Origin of the sequence: Nocardioides bruguierae, assembly GCF_023656415.1 — a bacterium.
Taxonomy (GTDB): Bacteria; Actinomycetota; Actinomycetes; order Propionibacteriales; family Nocardioidaceae; genus Nocardioides; species Nocardioides bruguierae.
On record NZ_JAMOIL010000002.1, the window covers coordinates 24,645 to 39,026 of the forward strand.

General features: G+C 72.7%; 13 protein-coding genes. 1 reads left to right on the plus strand and 12 read right to left on the minus strand.

What is annotated here, in order from left to right:
• Positions 1 to 41: 41 nt before the first annotated feature.
• Both M8330_RS02550 and M8330_RS02555 read right to left on the minus strand, forming a co-directional pair.
• Positions 42 to 3,920 (minus strand): MMPL family transporter, encoded by a 3,879-nt coding sequence (locus tag M8330_RS02550; RefSeq protein ID WP_250826069.1) that lies wholly within the window; start codon positions 3,918 to 3,920, stop codon positions 42 to 44.
• Positions 3,917 to 4,651: a response regulator transcription factor gene (locus M8330_RS02555; protein WP_250826070.1), complete on the minus strand. Its 735-nt coding sequence runs from the start codon at positions 4,649 to 4,651 to the stop codon at positions 3,917 to 3,919. Before M8330_RS02555 ends, M8330_RS02550 begins: the two co-directional genes overlap by 4 nt.
• 139 nt (positions 4,652 to 4,790) lie before the next feature.
• Here M8330_RS02555 and M8330_RS02560 point away from each other — a divergent pair, with 139 nt between their 5' ends.
• Positions 4,791 to 5,411, plus strand: a complete 621-nt coding sequence (locus M8330_RS02560; RefSeq protein ID WP_250826071.1) for a hypothetical protein — start codon at positions 4,791 to 4,793, stop codon at positions 5,409 to 5,411.
• Between the two features lie 31 nt (positions 5,412 to 5,442).
• Here M8330_RS02560 and M8330_RS02565 read toward each other — a convergent pair whose 3' ends face one another.
• The 10 genes from M8330_RS02565 to atpB form a co-directional block, all read right to left on the minus strand.
• Entirely contained in the window at positions 5,443 to 6,663 is a 1,221-nt protein-coding gene (locus tag M8330_RS02565) for an MFS transporter (protein WP_250826072.1), read from the minus strand.
• A gap of 80 nt (positions 6,664 to 6,743) precedes the next feature.
• The gene (locus tag M8330_RS02570; RefSeq protein ID WP_250826073.1) at positions 6,744 to 7,196 is read right to left on the minus strand and encodes a DUF2550 domain-containing protein; all 453 of its coding nucleotides are present in this window, start codon (positions 7,194 to 7,196) and stop codon (positions 6,744 to 6,746) included.
• A 132-nt stretch (positions 7,197 to 7,328) separates the two neighbouring features.
• Positions 7,329 to 7,730, minus strand: coding sequence for a F0F1 ATP synthase subunit epsilon (locus tag M8330_RS02575; protein ID WP_250826074.1), 402 nt, complete (start codon positions 7,728 to 7,730; stop codon positions 7,329 to 7,331).
• Positions 7,730 to 9,184: a F0F1 ATP synthase subunit beta gene (atpD, locus tag M8330_RS02580; RefSeq protein WP_250052614.1), complete on the minus strand. Its 1,455-nt coding sequence runs from the start codon at positions 9,182 to 9,184 to the stop codon at positions 7,730 to 7,732. The genes M8330_RS02575 and atpD overlap by 1 nt, the downstream gene beginning before the upstream one ends.
• Positions 9,185 to 9,204: 20 nt before the next feature.
• Complete coding sequence (locus M8330_RS02585) at positions 9,205 to 10,140, minus strand: F0F1 ATP synthase subunit gamma (protein ID WP_250826075.1); 936 nt, start codon at positions 10,138 to 10,140, stop codon at positions 9,205 to 9,207.
• Positions 10,141 to 10,180: 40 nt separating this feature from the next.
• The gene (gene atpA / locus M8330_RS02590; protein ID WP_250052616.1) at positions 10,181 to 11,815 is read right to left on the minus strand and encodes a F0F1 ATP synthase subunit alpha; all 1,635 of its coding nucleotides are present in this window, start codon (positions 11,813 to 11,815) and stop codon (positions 10,181 to 10,183) included.
• Between the two features lie 50 nt (positions 11,816 to 11,865).
• The gene (locus M8330_RS02595) at positions 11,866 to 12,684 is read right to left on the minus strand and encodes a F0F1 ATP synthase subunit delta (RefSeq protein WP_250826076.1); all 819 of its coding nucleotides are present in this window, start codon (positions 12,682 to 12,684) and stop codon (positions 11,866 to 11,868) included.
• Position 12,685: 1 nt separating this feature from the next.
• A complete protein-coding gene (locus tag M8330_RS02600) occupies positions 12,686 to 13,243 on the minus strand; it encodes a F0F1 ATP synthase subunit B (protein ID WP_250052618.1) in 558 nt (185 codons plus the stop codon).
• A 49-nt stretch (positions 13,244 to 13,292) separates the two neighbouring features.
• Entirely contained in the window at positions 13,293 to 13,484 is a 192-nt protein-coding gene (atpE, locus tag M8330_RS02605) for an ATP synthase F0 subunit C (protein WP_250052859.1), read from the minus strand.
• Positions 13,485 to 13,591: 107 nt separating this feature from the next.
• A complete protein-coding gene (gene atpB, locus M8330_RS02610) occupies positions 13,592 to 14,368 on the minus strand; it encodes a F0F1 ATP synthase subunit A (RefSeq protein WP_250826077.1) in 777 nt (258 codons plus the stop codon).
• Positions 14,369 to 14,382: the final 14 nt, after the last annotated feature.

Here is a 14,382-nt window from a genome sequence, read left to right on the forward strand (position 1 = left end):
CGGCCCGGCGGTCTCAGCCGGGCGGTCCCAGCCCGGCGGTCTCAGCCGGGCAGCACCCGGCGCAGCCACCGCGGCTGCCACCAGTTCGCCTCCCGCAGCAGCACCATCGTGGCCGGCACCAGCAGCAGCCGCACGACGGTCGCGTCGACCAGCACGGCGACGGCGAGCCCGACCGCGAGCATCGTGACCACCACGTCCCCGGTGAACGCGAACGCCCCGAACACGCTGACCATGATCGCGGCCGCCGCCGTGATGACCCGGGCGGTGGCCGAGAGCCCGGTGGCCACCGCGTCGGTGGTGCCACGCCCGGCCAGGTGCTCCTCCCGCACCCGGCTGAGCAGGAAGACCTCGTAGTCCATCGACAGCCCGAAGACGATCGCGAACATCATCATCGGCACGAAGGACTCCACCGGCACCGCCTCGTCCAGGCCGAAGAGCTGCGAGCCCCACTGCCACTGGAAGACGGCCACCACGACGCCGTAGGAGGCGCCGATGGAGATCAGGTTCATCACCGCAGCCTTGAGCGCGACGACGGGGCTGCGGAAGGTGACCGTCAGCAGCACGAACGCGGCACCCACCACGAAGGCCACGATGAGCGGCAGCCGGTCGGTGAGCCGGTCCCCCATCTCCACCTGGCCGACGGTCTGGCCCGTCATCATCAGCGGGGCGCCGGTGGCCTCCTCGACGGCGTCACCGGTCTCGCCGAGGAGCCGGTGCACGGTGTCGGTGGTGCCGGCGTCCTGCGGCTCGGTGTCGGGCACGACGGTGGCGGTCGCGACCTCGCCGTCGGCGGAGGCGACGAAGGCGGTCACGGACGCGACCCCGTCGGTGTCCCCCACGAGGGTCGCGGCCTCGGTCATCGCCTCGGCCCTGGCGGCCTCGGGGACCTCGCGCAGGTCGAGCACGGCGGTGACGGAGGCGGGCGCGCCCGGGCCGAACCCCTCGACGGTGCGGTCGTAGGCCGTGCGGGTCGTGGTGCCGACGGGGTCGGCCCCCTCGTCCACGTGCCCGAGCCGGATGGAGGCCAGCGGCACGGCCAGCACCCCGAGCAGGAGCACGCCCAGCACGGTGACCGCCACCGGGCGCCGGGCCACGGCACGGGCGAACGAGGCCCAGCGGTCCCGGCCACCCTCCTGGGCGTCCTCCTGGCTGGTCGGCCCCTCCGCCACGGGCCGCCGCACGCGCAGCCGGTCGATCCGCCGCCCGAGCAGCACGGTCGCGGCCGGCACCACGGTGACGGCCGCCAGCGCGGCCGTGGCCAGCGTGACGACGGCGGCCAGGCCCAGCCGTCCGACGAAGTCGACGCCGCTCACGTAGAGGCCCAGCAGGGCCACGGCGACGGTGCCGGCGGCCACCAGCACCGAGTGCCCGGCGCTGCGCTGGGCGTCGCGGACGGCGGCGGCCGGCTCGGCGCCCTCGAGCAGCCGCTGCCGGGCGCGGGTGAGCAGGAACAGCGCGTAGTCGATGCCGCAGCCGAGCCCGATCATGAGCGCGAGCGTCGGCGCGGAGGTGCCCAGGGTCAGCACCGCGGCCAGGAGCAGCAGGAGCGCGGACCCGGCCAGCGCGCCCAGCACCGCCGAGGCCAGGGGCAGCAGCGCGCCGAGCACCGAGCCGAACGCCAGCAGCAGGACCAGCAGCGCCACGCCCAGCCCGATCATCTCGGGCAGCCGGTGGCCGCCGGGGTGCTGCGCGGACTCGACCACGTCGCCCAGCACGCCCGCCCACGAGACCTCGACGGTGCTCGGCAGGTCGTCGGTCGGCGCCAGGAGCGCGTCCACATCGGCATCGTCGAGGGAGCGGGGGTTCTCGGGGAGCCGCAGGGTGACCAGGGCGGTGGTGCCGTCGTCGCTGACGGTGCCCGGGGCCAGCGGCTCGCTGACCGAGGACACCCCGTCCACCGCCGCCAGGTCCGCGGAGAACGCGTCGAGCGCGGCGGCGTCGACGGAGGCCAGGCCGTCGGGGTCGTGCAGGACGACGGTGGCGCTGTACCCGCCGGCCTGGCCCGAATCCTGGCCCGACCCCTGGCCCGCGGCCGGGTGCTCGGCGAGCAGGTCGGCGGCCGCGACGGCCTGGCTGTCGGGCACGTCGATGTCGTCGGTGTAGGTGCCGCCCCAGGTGGCGGCCGCCGCCAGCAGAGCCACCACCAGGACGAGCCAGGCGGCGAGCACGGAGCGGGGCCGGTGGACCGGCAGGTCGGCGGCACGGCCCACGAGCCGGGCGGCCCGCACACGGGCACGGCCCCACGGGGGCGGGCCGGGGTCCGGGTGCTGCTGCGGGGCGGTCGGGGCTTCTCGGTCGTCAGTGGTGGACACGAGACCCATCGCACCGGCTCCGCCTCCGGGGCGACCCGGGCCCCGACCGCGGAGGTCCTGCCGGTCACCTGACGATCCGCTGACGACGGCTCCGGTCCCCGGGGCGCCCGGCAGGGACAGCTCCGCCGCCAGGCCGGGGCCCTCCTCCCGCGGCAGCAGCCTCAGCACGCCGCCGTGCCGTGCCGCGGTCTCCGCCACGATGGCCAGGCCGAGCCCGCTGCCACCGCCGTCGGTGGCGGCACCGCCGGTGGAGAAGGGGGCGGCGCCGACGTCGTCCTGCGGGCCGGGGCGACCCGCCCGACCCGGGTCCCCGCGCCAGAACCGGTCGGTGGCGAGCGTCCGCTGCTCGTCACCCAGCCCGGGGCCGTCGTCCAGCACCCGCACGGCGACGTCGCCCGCCTCGTCGTGCGCCAGCACCACCTCGACCCGGCCGCCGCCTTTCCCCAGGCCGTGCCGCACCGCGTTCACCACGAGGTTGTCGACGGCTCGCCGCAGGGCGGGCCGGTCGCCCAGCACCGGTGCGGGCCCGGCGGCGACGGGTGGGACGAGCCGCGGGCGGCCCGCTGCGTCCGTGCCCGCGAGCACCGCCAGGGCGGTGCACGACTCCGCGACGACCGCGGCCAGGTCCACCGGCTCGCTCGTGTGCGGGGCCCCGGCGTCCATCCGCGCCAGGACGAGCATCTCCTCCACCAGCACCCGCAGCCGGTCGGCCTCCCGGCCCACGGAGTCCAGCGCCTCGTCGGTGTCCGCGGGCGTGGGCAGGGCGCCGGCGCGGTGCAGGTCGCCCCAGGCCGCGAGAGCCGTCACGGGCGTCCGCAGCTCGTGCGAGGCGTCGGCGAGGAACTGGCGGACGGCGGCCTCCGAGCGCGCCCGGGCCGCGAACGCCTCGTTCAGCGCGGTGGCCACCTCGTGGGTCTCGGTGCCGGGGGCGCCGGGCGGCACCACGGCGTCCTCGCCGGCCTCGATCGCCCGGGCCGCCCGCGTCATCCGGCGCAGCGGGAGCAGCCCGACCCGCACCAGCCCGGCGGCCGCCAGCGCGCCCAGGAGGAGCACCAGGACGCCGGCGACCAGCTCGACCAGCAGCAGGGCCCGCAGCGCCGCGACGTCGTCGGCCAGCGGGAGCCCCACCACGACGGCGTCGACCCTGACCCGGTCGGAGTCGCGCGAGGTGCCGCTGCGCACGAGCAGCCTGCTGTCCGGCGCCAGCGAGACCCGCAGCAGTCGGACGGCGTCCTCCCCCTCCCCCGCGGTGACCAGCGTCTGCTCGGGTGCGGTGCGGGCGAGGTCGACGGCGTCGTCCATGGCCGAGGACGGCAGGCCCGTGGGCGCCTGCTCCCCCACCACCGCGCCGTCCTCGTCCAGCGCGACGACGAGGAGACCACCGGGCACGATCCCAGTGAGCGTGCCCGGGTCGACGGTGACGGGGCGTCCGGGGTCCAGCAGCGCGACCCGGGCAGCGGTGCGCTCGAGCGCCTCGTCGGTGCGGCCGGCGAGGTGGTGGCGCAGCCCGAGCCAGGCGGTCACGTCGACGGCGACGAGGCCGGCGAGCAGCACCGCCACGGTCACCAGGACCAGCCGGCCCCGCAGGCTCGTCGCCGGAGGCGTCACGCGCGCGGCTCCCGCAGCACGTAGCCGAAGCCGCGGACCGTGTGCAGGAGCGGCTCACGCCCGGCGTCCACCTTGCGCCGCAGCTGGCTGACGAACTTCTCCACCACGCCGCCGTCGCCGCCGAAGTCGTAGCGCCACACGTGGTCGAGGATCTGCTGCTTGCTCAGCACCCGTCCGGCGTTGAGGGCCAGCACGTGCAGCACCCGGAACTCCGTGGGAGACAGGGTGAGCGGCTGCCCGTCGCGCAGCACCTCGTGGGAGTCCTCACGCACCTCGAGGTCTCCCACTCGCAGCCCCGGCAGCTCCGCCTCGGCCGGCTGCGGCGCCCGGGTGCGGCGGAGCACCGCCTGCACGCGCGCCACCAGCTCCGCCACCGAGAACGGCTTGGTCAGGTAGTCGTCGCCGCCCAGGGCGAAGCCGGTGAGCCGGTCGTCGACGCCGTCGCGGGCGGTGAGGAAGACGACGGCCACGCCCGGGTGGTGCTCGCGCACGTGGGCGCAGAGGTCGAGCCCCGACCCGTCGGGCAGCATCACGTCGAGCACGACGAGGTCCGGCAGCCGCTCGGCGAGGGCGGCGCGGGCCGCGGCGACGGTGCCGACGGTGCGCACCCCGTGCCCGGCGAAGGAGAGCGTGCGCCCCAGCACCGTGCGCAGCGACGCCTCGTCCTCCACGACCAGCAGGTCGGCGGGCGGGTCCGTACGCGTCTCGGTGGCGGGCGACAGGGAGGGCACCCGCCCAGTGTGGGGGTCGTACCTGACGGTTGGCTGACGATCGGCACCCGGAGCGGTGCCGACGCCCGCCCCGACGGGTGGAGGACCGTCAGCCGCGGGCGGGGCCGTCCCTCAGCCGCCGGCGCCAGGCTCGGTGCCCATGTCGACCACCAGGCCTCCCGCCCCCGCCACGCCCGCCCCCTCTCCCCCACCCGACAGCGGACGCCGCCGGACCCGGCTGCTCGTCGTCGGGCTGCTGACCGGCGTCCTGGTGCTCCTGGTGGGCCTGCTGCTGGGCTCCCACGCCGTGGAGCGACGGCTCGAGGACCGGCTGGCGGACGCGCTCACCTGCACCGGGGACGACGAGACGGATGCTTCCGTGGACCTCGACGTCTCCACCTGGCGGCTGCCCCTCGCCCTGGCCGGCGGCTCGCTGGGGGACGTCGGCGTGCACCTGGAGCGCGACGACGCGACGTTGGATCTCCGGCTGCGCGACGCCCGGCGCGGCGAGGAGGGCACCCTCACCCACGACGGCGGCAGCCTGACCCTCGTGGTGCCGCTGGCGCAGGCCCGCGAGATCGCCGCCGGCCTCGCGGGGCGCAGCAGCACCGGAAGGACGGACCGCGGGCTCGGCGACGGCCTCACCATCGAGAGCGTGCGGCTGCGGGGCGGCGCGGTGGTGCTCCAGGCCGCGCTGCCGGCCGGCACCCTCGGTGGCGACGGGCCGGCCGCCGGCCCCGCCCCGGACGGGCCGCTGACGGCGCTCCCGGGGTGCGGCTGAGGCTGAGACTGGGGGCCGACGCCCGCGGCCCTCAGGCCGTGTGGTCGGGCGGCACCGGGCGCTCGCGGGCAGCACCCACGGCCAGCGCCGAGGGCACCACCATGGCGGCGAGGAACAGCAGCATGTGCAGGGTGCCGACGTGGTCGGCCAGCCAGCCGAGCAACGGCGGGCCCGCGAGGAACGCACCGTAGCCGATGGTGGAGACCACGGAGACCCGGGCGGCGGCGCGCACCGGGTCGTCCGCCGCGGCCGACATGCCGACGGGGAAGCCGAGGGCCGCGCCGGCGCCCCAGAAGAGGATGCCGACGACGACCACCGCGAGGTGGGGGCCGAAGACGGTGAGGAGCACGCCCACGAAGGTGCACGCGGCACTCGCGAGCAGGACGCGGACGCGACCCAGCCGGTCGAGCAGGGCCGTGCCCACCAGGCGACCGGTCGTCATCGCCACCACGAAGACCGTGAAGCCGCCGACGCCGGCCCAGTGCGGCAGGTCGTAGCCGTCGATCAGCGCCAGCGAGAGCCAATCGTTGGCGGTGCCCTCCGTGAGGGCGAAGGCGAGCACCATCAGCCCCAGCGCGAGGGTGCGGCCCTCGCCCCAGGCCGAGCGCGAGTCACGCACGACCGCGGTCTCGTCGTCCTCGTCCTGCGGCTCCAGGAAGCGTGCCGCCGTCAGGTGCGCGGCCACCAGGACCACGGCCACCACGACGCCCACGTGGACCAGCACGTCGACGTGCAGCGCCAGCAGCACCGTGGCGACGCCGAGGCCCAGGAACGAGCCCAGGCTCCAGCCGGCGTGGAAGCGGGGCATGATGGTGTAGCCCAGCCGCCGCTCGACCTCGGCGCCCTCGACGTTCATGGCCACGTCCCACGAGCCGTTGCCCATGCCGAGCAGGAAGAGCCCCACGACCGTGACGGCGGGCGTGCCGAGCACGGCACCCAGCACGGCGACCAGGAGACCCACGGTGTCGAGCAGGGCGCCGACCCGGACCGTGTTGCCCGCACCGATGCGACCGATCACCCAGCCCGTGGCGGGCAGCGCCAGCAGGGAGCCGCACGAGGTTGCGAGGAGCAGCAGGCCCAGCGCACCGTTGCTCAGGTCGAGCCGCTCGCGGACGTCCGGCAGCCGCGAGGCGAACGTCGCGAAGACGATCCCGTTGAGCGCGAAGCTGCCGGCCACGCTGTTGCGGGCCAGGACGAGGCGGGGCGGCAGGGACGCCGGACGGGGGCTCCGACGGGGTGCGGTGGTGCTCACGAGCCCACTGTGACACCCCGGAGGTTTACCGGTCTACCCAGCTGCCTCGGAAGGCGCCGAGCCGGCGGTCCGGGCCGACATCAGGAGCGGGCGCCGCCGGGCATCTCGGCCCCGGGAGGACGCGCCTCCAGCCAGGCCTGGAACCCGGTGACCGTCTCCGGGGCCATGGCGAGCTCGACCGCACCCCGGGGGCCGGTGCAGGTGATCACCACGTGGCCCGGGTACAGAGCCATCTGCTCGTCGCCGTCGGGATGGCGGCGGCCGTGGTACTCCAGCTCGGCCCGCGCCCAGGCGCTCTTCGGCAGCGGGGAGAGGGAGAAGACGCGGAACCACTCGAGACGCTCGTCGGCGTACCGGCCCACGCCCAGCGCCCAGCCGCGACCGGGGCGGCTGGCGTCGACCCGGTGGGCGAGCTCGAACGTGCCGCCGTGGCGGCCGAGGAGGCGACGTCGCAGGACGAGACCCACGACGTAGAGGAGCAGGAGGGCGAGGAGCACCAGGGCCGCGTCCAGCAGCCACTCCCAGATCGCCATCCGCACCTCCTCCGCGCCACGCCGCGCTCGTGACCAGAGCCTAGCGGCCCCGGTCGAGACCTGCCGCAGGCAGGGTGGACGCACGGACGCCCCGTGCCCTCAGGGGGCACGGGGCGTCCGGGACGCACGGCGTCAGCCGCGCGATGCCTCGTAGGCGCGCATGCGCGCCTCGGCCCGGCGCAGGCGCATCTCGCGCTCGTCGCCGGTGGGGAGGTGCTCGGCGGACTCGAGCTCCGCGTGCACCTCGTCGATCTTGATCTCCTCGGCGAGCAGCGCCCGCTCGGTGAGGATCGAGACCCGGTCGTCGGACACGGAGACGAACCCACCGTCCACCGCAGCGTGGACGACGCCCTCAGGCGTCGTGACCTCGACAGCGGCGTCCGTGAGCAGCGACAGCAGCGGCGCGTGCCCCTGCAGGATGCCCAGGTCGCCCTCGACCGTCCGGGCGATCACCATGGAGGCCTCGCCCGACCACACGACGCGGTCGGCCGCGACCATCTCGACCTGGAGGCCGGTTCCCACGGAGACAGCCATCAGAGGCTCTTCTGGATCTCAGCCCACTTCTGCTCGACGTCGTCCAGACCGCCGCACATGAAGAAGGCCTGCTCGGCCACGTGGTCGTACTCGCCGTCCGCGATCTTGTTGAACGCCTCGATGGTGTCCTTGACCGGCACGGTCGAGCCCTCGATGCCCGTGAACTGCTTCGCCACGTAGGTGTTCTGCGAGAGGAAGCGCTGGATGCGACGGGCTCGGGAGACGATGACCTTGTCCTCCTCGGAGAGCTCGTCGACACCGAGGATCGCGATGATGTCCTGGAGCTCCTTGTTGCGCTGCAGGATCTGCTTCACGCGGATCGCGCAGTCGTAGTGCTCCCGACCGATGTACTGCGGGTCGAGGATGCGGGAGGTCGAGGTCAGCGGGTCCACGGCCGGGTAGATGCCCAGCGACGCGATCTCACGGGAGAGCTCGGTCGTGGCGTCCAGGTGCGCGAAGGTCGTCGCCGGAGCCGGGTCGGTGTAGTCGTCCGCCGGCACGTAGATCGCCTGCATCGAGGTGATCGAGTGGCCGCGGGTCGAGGTGATCCGCTCCTGCAGGACGCCCATCTCGTCGGCGAGGTTCGGCTGGTAGCCCACGGCGGACGGCATGCGGCCGAGCAGCGTGGACACCTCGGAACCGGCCTGGGTGAACCGGAAGATGTTGTCGATGAACAGCAGCACGTCCTGGTTCTGGACGTCGCGGAAGTACTCCGCCATCGTCAGCGCCGACAGGGCGACGCGCAGACGCGTGCCCGGCGGCTCGTCCATCTGGCCGAAGACGAGCGCGGTCTGACCGAGGACGCCCGCCTCCTCCATCTCCACCATGAGGTCGTTGCCCTCACGGGTGCGCTCGCCGACACCGGCGAACACCGACACACCACCGTGGTCGCGGGCCACACGCGCGATCATCTCCTGGATGAGCACGGTCTTGCCCACGCCGGCGCCGCCGAACAGGCCGATCTTGCCGCCCTGGACGTACGGGGTCAGCAGGTCGATGACCTTGATCCCGGTCTCGAACATCTGGGTCTTGGACTCGAGCTGGTCGAAGGCCGGGGCCTTGCGGTGGATGCCCCAGCGCTCGTTGACCTCGAAGGTCTCGCCTTCGGCGAGGTTCAGGACGTCACCGGTGGCGTTGAAGACCTTGCCCAGGGTGGCGTCGCCGACAGGCACCATGATCGGGTTGCCGGTGTCGGTCACCTGGCCGCCGCGCACGAGGCCGTCGGTCGGCTTCAGCGAGATGGCGCGGACCATGCCGTCACCGATGTGCTGGGCCACCTCCAGCGGCAGGGTGGAGGTCTCGCCGCCCAGGGTCACCTGGACCTCGAGCTTGTTGTAGATCTCAGGCATCGCGTCGACGGGGAACTCCACGTCGACGACGGGGCCGATGACCCGGGCGATCCGACCGACGCTCGCGCCGCCCGCCTGGCTGGTCTCTTCAAGAGTTGCAGTCATGTCTCTCACTCACTCCGTGGTCAGTCGGACCCAGCGTTGGCGTCGGCGAGGGCGTTGACGCCACCGACGATCTCGCTGATCTCCTGGGTAATGCCGGCCTGGCGGGCCTGGTTGGCGATGCGGGTGTACTTCTTGATGAGCTCCTCCGCGTTGTCGGTCGCGGACTTCATCGCCTTCTGACGGGCGGCCAGCTCGGAGGCGGCGGCCTGCAGCAGGCAGAAGTAGATCCGGCTCACGACGTACTGCGGCAGCAGCGCGTCGAGGACCTCCTCGGCGGACGGCTCGAACTCGTACAGCGGCAGCAGGTCGGAGTCCTCCGGCTGCTCCACGCCCTCCACGACCTCCAGCGGCAGCAGGCGCGTCGCGTGGGGCTCCTGCGTCAGCATCGAGATGAACCGCGTGAACACCACGTGGACCTCGTCCACGCCGGCGATCTCGCTGTCCGTGGCCTCGGCACCGCCGGCGCCGTTGAGGAAGGCCTCGATCAGCGTCGCGCCCATCTCGGCCGCGGCGTCGTAGGTGGGGCTGTCGGAGAAGCCCGTCCACGAGTGGGCCACTGGCCGGCCGCGGAAGCGGTAGTAGGCCTCGGCCTTGCGCCCCGAGAGGTACAGGTCGACCTCCTTGCCCTCCTCGGTGAGGCGACCGACCAGACGCTCGGCCTCCTTCAGCACGCTCGAGGAGTAGGCGCCCGCCAGGCCACGGTCGCTGGTGATCACCAGGACCGCGGCACGCTGGGGGTTCTCGGGCTCGGTCGTCAGCACGTGGTCGACGTCGGAGTACGTCGCCACGGCCGACACGGCACGCGTCAGCTCTCGCGCGTAGGGCGCAGCGGCCTGTGCCCGCTGCTGCGCCTTGATGATGCGCGAGGCAGCGATGAGCTCCATGGCTCGGGTGATCTTCTTCATCGACTGGGTCGACTTGATGCGTGCCCGGTACTCACGCAGCGAGACTGCCATGTGCGCTCACCTCCTTGCTCGTCGTCGGGATCGTCACGGGTCAGCCCCGCTTCTGCTTGACGATCTGCTCCTGGCCGAGCTCGTCGTCACCGAGGGCCTGGGTCTCCTCGCGGCCCGGCTTCACCGAGGAGCCGTCGGAGGTCTCGAACTGGTCGAGGAACGAGTCGTAGGCGGCGCTCAGGCCCTCCTCGACCTCGAACTTCAGGCTCTCGCGGATGGAGGACAGGATGCCCTCGTGCGAGCGGCGCAGGTAGTCGATGAACTCCTGCTCGAAGCGGATCACGTCGTCGACGGGGACGATGTCGAGGCGGCCGCTGGTGCCCAGCCACAGCGACACCGTCATGTCCTCCACCGGGTACGGGGAGTAGGCCGGCTGCTTGAGCAGCGCCATCAGGCGCTGACCGCGGTCCAGCTGCTGGCGCGACGCGGCGTCGAGGTCCGAGGCGAACATGGCGAAGGCCTCCATGGCGCGGTACTGCGCCAGGTCGACCTTGAGGGAGCCGGTGACGCCCTTCATGGCCTTGGTCATCGCCGCACCGCCGACGCGGGACACGGACACACCGACGTCGATGGCCGGGCGCTGGTTCGCGGCGAACAGGTCCGACTGCAGGAAGATCTGGCCGTCGGTGATGGAGATGACGTTGGTCGGGATGAAGGCCGAGACGTCGTTCGCCTTGGTCTCGATGATCGGCAGACCGGTCATCGAGCCGGCACCCATCTCGTCCGAGAGCTTGGCACAGCGCTCGAGCAGGCGGGAGTGCAGGTAGAAGACGTCACCCGGGTAGGCCTCGCGGCCCGGCGGACGACGCAGGAGCAGCGACACGGCGCGGTAGGCCTCGGCCTGCTTGGTCAGGTCGTCGAAGACGATCAGGACGTGCTTGCCGTCGTACATCCAGTGCTGGCCGATGGCCGAGCCGGTGTAGGGGGCGAGGTACTTGAAGCCGGCGGAGTCCGAGGCCGGGGCGGCCACGATGGTCGTGTACTCCAGGGCGCCGGCCTCCTCGAGGGCACCGCGCACGGAGGCGATGGTCGAGCCCTTCTGGCCGACGGCGACGTAGATGCAGCGGACCTGCTTGCTGGGGTCGCCGGACTCCCAGTTCTGCTTCTGGTTGATGATCGTGTCGATCGCGATCGTGGTCTTGCCGGTCGCGCGGTCGCCGATGATGAGCTGGCGCTGGCCGCGGCCGATCGGCGTCATGGCGTCGATCGCCTTGATGCCGGTGGCCAGGGGCTCGTGCACCGACTTGCGCTCGACCACGGTCGGGGCCTGGAGCTCGAGGGCGCGGCGGCCGACGGACTCGATGTCGCCGAGGCCGTCGATGGGGTTGCCCAGCGGGTCCACGACGCGGCCCATGAAGCCGTCGCCGACCGGCACCGAGAGGATCTCGCCGGTGCGGCGCACCGTCTGACCCTCCTCGATCTTGTCGAAGTCACCCAGCACGACGACACCGATCTCGCGGGTGTCGAGGTTCAGGGCGATGCCCAGCGTGCCGTCCTCGAACTCGAGGAGCTCGTTGGCCATCGCGGACGGGAGGCCGGAGACACGCGCGATGCCGTCCGCGGCCTGGGCGACCGTGCCGACCTCTTCGCGGCTGGCCGCGTCGGGCTGGTAGTCGGCCACGTACTTCTGCAGCGCGTCGCGGATCTCGTCCGGACGGATCGAGAGCTCCGTCATCGTCGTTCCTTCTCTCTGTGTCGTGCGGGAGTCAGGTGGGTGGGGGCCGGTCAGCCGGCGAGCGAGCGGCGGGCGTCAGCGAGCCGGCCGGAGACCGTCCCGTCGATGACGTCGTCGCCGATCTCGACGCGCATGCCGCCCAGGAGGGCGGGGTCGACGACCAGGTTGAGGTGGACCGGCCGCCCGTACTGACGGGTCAGGGCCTGGGCGAGACGCTCACGGTCGGTGTCGGACAGGGGCTGCGCCACGCGGACCGTGGCGACGTCCTGGCCGTGCACGTGCGCGGCGACCTTCTGGTACTCGGCGAGCGCGACGCCGACGGTCCGGTAGGTGCCGGACAGTGCCTGGGTGGCGAGCGCCTGGGTGGCGGGAAGAGCCTTGCCCTCGAGCAGCGAGGACACCAGGGCGCCCTTGTCACCCACCGACCGCGCGGGGTCGGACAGGGCGTCACGCAGGGCGGGGTTCTTCTTCACCGTCTGGGCGAAGACGAACAGCTCGTCGGCCAGACGACCGGCGTCGCCGCCGGTCGCGCGGACACGAGCGACCACCGAGAGGTGCTCGAGCGCGTCCGCGAGGTCACGGGTGACGGTCCAGCGACGGCTCACGGCCGAACGGGACAGCGCGAGGCTGATCTCGTCGACCTTGCCCCCGAGGACCTCGCCCACGAGGCCCGAGCGGGCCTCGACGGGGACGGAGACATCGGTGGTGAACCGGCGCAGCGCCGCCTCCCCGCGCAGCGTCCGGGCGACGCTGAACAGGTTGTCCGCCACCGTCGCTGCCGCCTCCGGCGAGCCGGAGAGCGCGCTCTCCAGCTCGCCGGTGAGGACGGCGACGGCATCGGCGGAGGCTCCGCGGAAGTCCGAGGTCATGTCAGTTGACCCCCGACGTCCCGGCCTCGAGGTCGACGAGGAAGCGCTCGACCACGCGGCTCTGGCGAGCCTCGTCCTCGAGGCTCTCGCCGACGATGCGACCGGCGAGGCCGGTCGCGATGGCGCCGACCTCGGCACGCAGGGCCGTGACGGCCTGCTGACGCTCCGCCTCGATCTGCGTCTTGCCGTTCTCGACGATGCGCGTCGCCTCGGTCTGGGCCTGGTCGCGCATCTCGGCGATGATCGCCGCGCCCTGCTCCCGAGCCTCCTCGCGGATGCGGGCAGCCTCGTGACGAGCGTCGGCCAGCTGGGCCTCCAGCTCGGCGAGCCGGGCGTCGGCCTCGGCCTGCTTCGACTCGGCCGCGGCGATGCCGCCCTCGATCGCCGCCGTGCGCTCGGCGTAGGCCTGCTCGAAGGCAGGGACCACGAACTTGCGCACCGCGAAGAAGAGGATGCCGAAGACGATCAGGGAGAGAACGATCTCGGCCGTGTGGGGAACGAGGGGATTGAGCTCCCCCTCGGCCGCCTCAACGACGAGAGCCGTCGTCAACGTGTGCATGGCAGGTCCTTCCGGCTGCTACTACGTCAGAAGTGGGCGCAGAGCCCGGTCAGAGGACGAAGGCGAGGGCGATACCGATGATCGCGAGCGCCTCGGCCAGCGCGAAGCCCAGGATGGCGATCGACTGCAGGCGGCCCTGGGCCTCCGGCTGACGGGCCACGCCGGCGATGTAGGCGGCGAAGATGAGACCGATGCCGACGCCGGGGCCGATGGCGGCCAGGCCGTAGCCGATCATGTTCATGGAGCCAGTGAGTTCCACGGGGTTTCCTTTCGGGTTTCTCTGCTGAGTCAGAGCTGAGGTGGTCGGGGACCGCAGGTCCGGCGGTGCCGGCTACCTGAGAATGGTGGTCAGTGCTCGTCCGCGAGGGCGCCCTGGATGTACATGGCGTTGAGGAGGACGAAGACATAGGCCTGGAGGAACTGGACCAGCAGCTCCAGGAAGGCGATGGCGATGAACATGACCCACGAGAGGATGCCGACCGCGGCGTAGGCGCCGCCGAGCTCCACGAGCAGGTACTCGCCACCGAGCGCGAAAAGGATCAGCAGCAGGTGGCCGGCGAGCATGTTCGCGAACAGACGCAGGGCCAGCGTGACCGGTCGCACGATGATGTTGGAGAGGAACTCCAGCGGGATCAGCAGCGCCAGGATCGGGCCGGTGACGCCCGACGGCACGGACTGGAGCTTCAGGTAGCCCAGGAAGCCGTGCTTCTTGATGCCCACCGCGTTGTAGATGATCCAGCTCATCGCCGCGAGGCCGTAGACCATGCCGGAGCGGGAGAACGTGGGGAACTGGAAGAACGGGATCGTCGCGAAGACGTTGTTCACCAGGATGAAGAAGAACAGCGCGAAGAGGTACGGCGTGAACTTCATGAAGTCGTGGGTGCCGAGGATGTCGCGGCTCATCGAGTTGCGGACGAAGTTGTAGCCCTGCTCGCCGGCGAACTGGAGGCGACCCGGCACGACCTGGCGGTGGCGTGCGGCGACGTAGAAGAAGACGAAGACGATGACCGCAGCCAGCACCAGCTGCAGCATCGGCTTGGTCACGCCGAAGGCGATGGCCGGGAGCTCGAAGTCTGCCGGGCCCGGAGGGGTGAAGCCCTCGGCTTTGATGATCAGGCTGCTCAACGTGACTCCTGTGT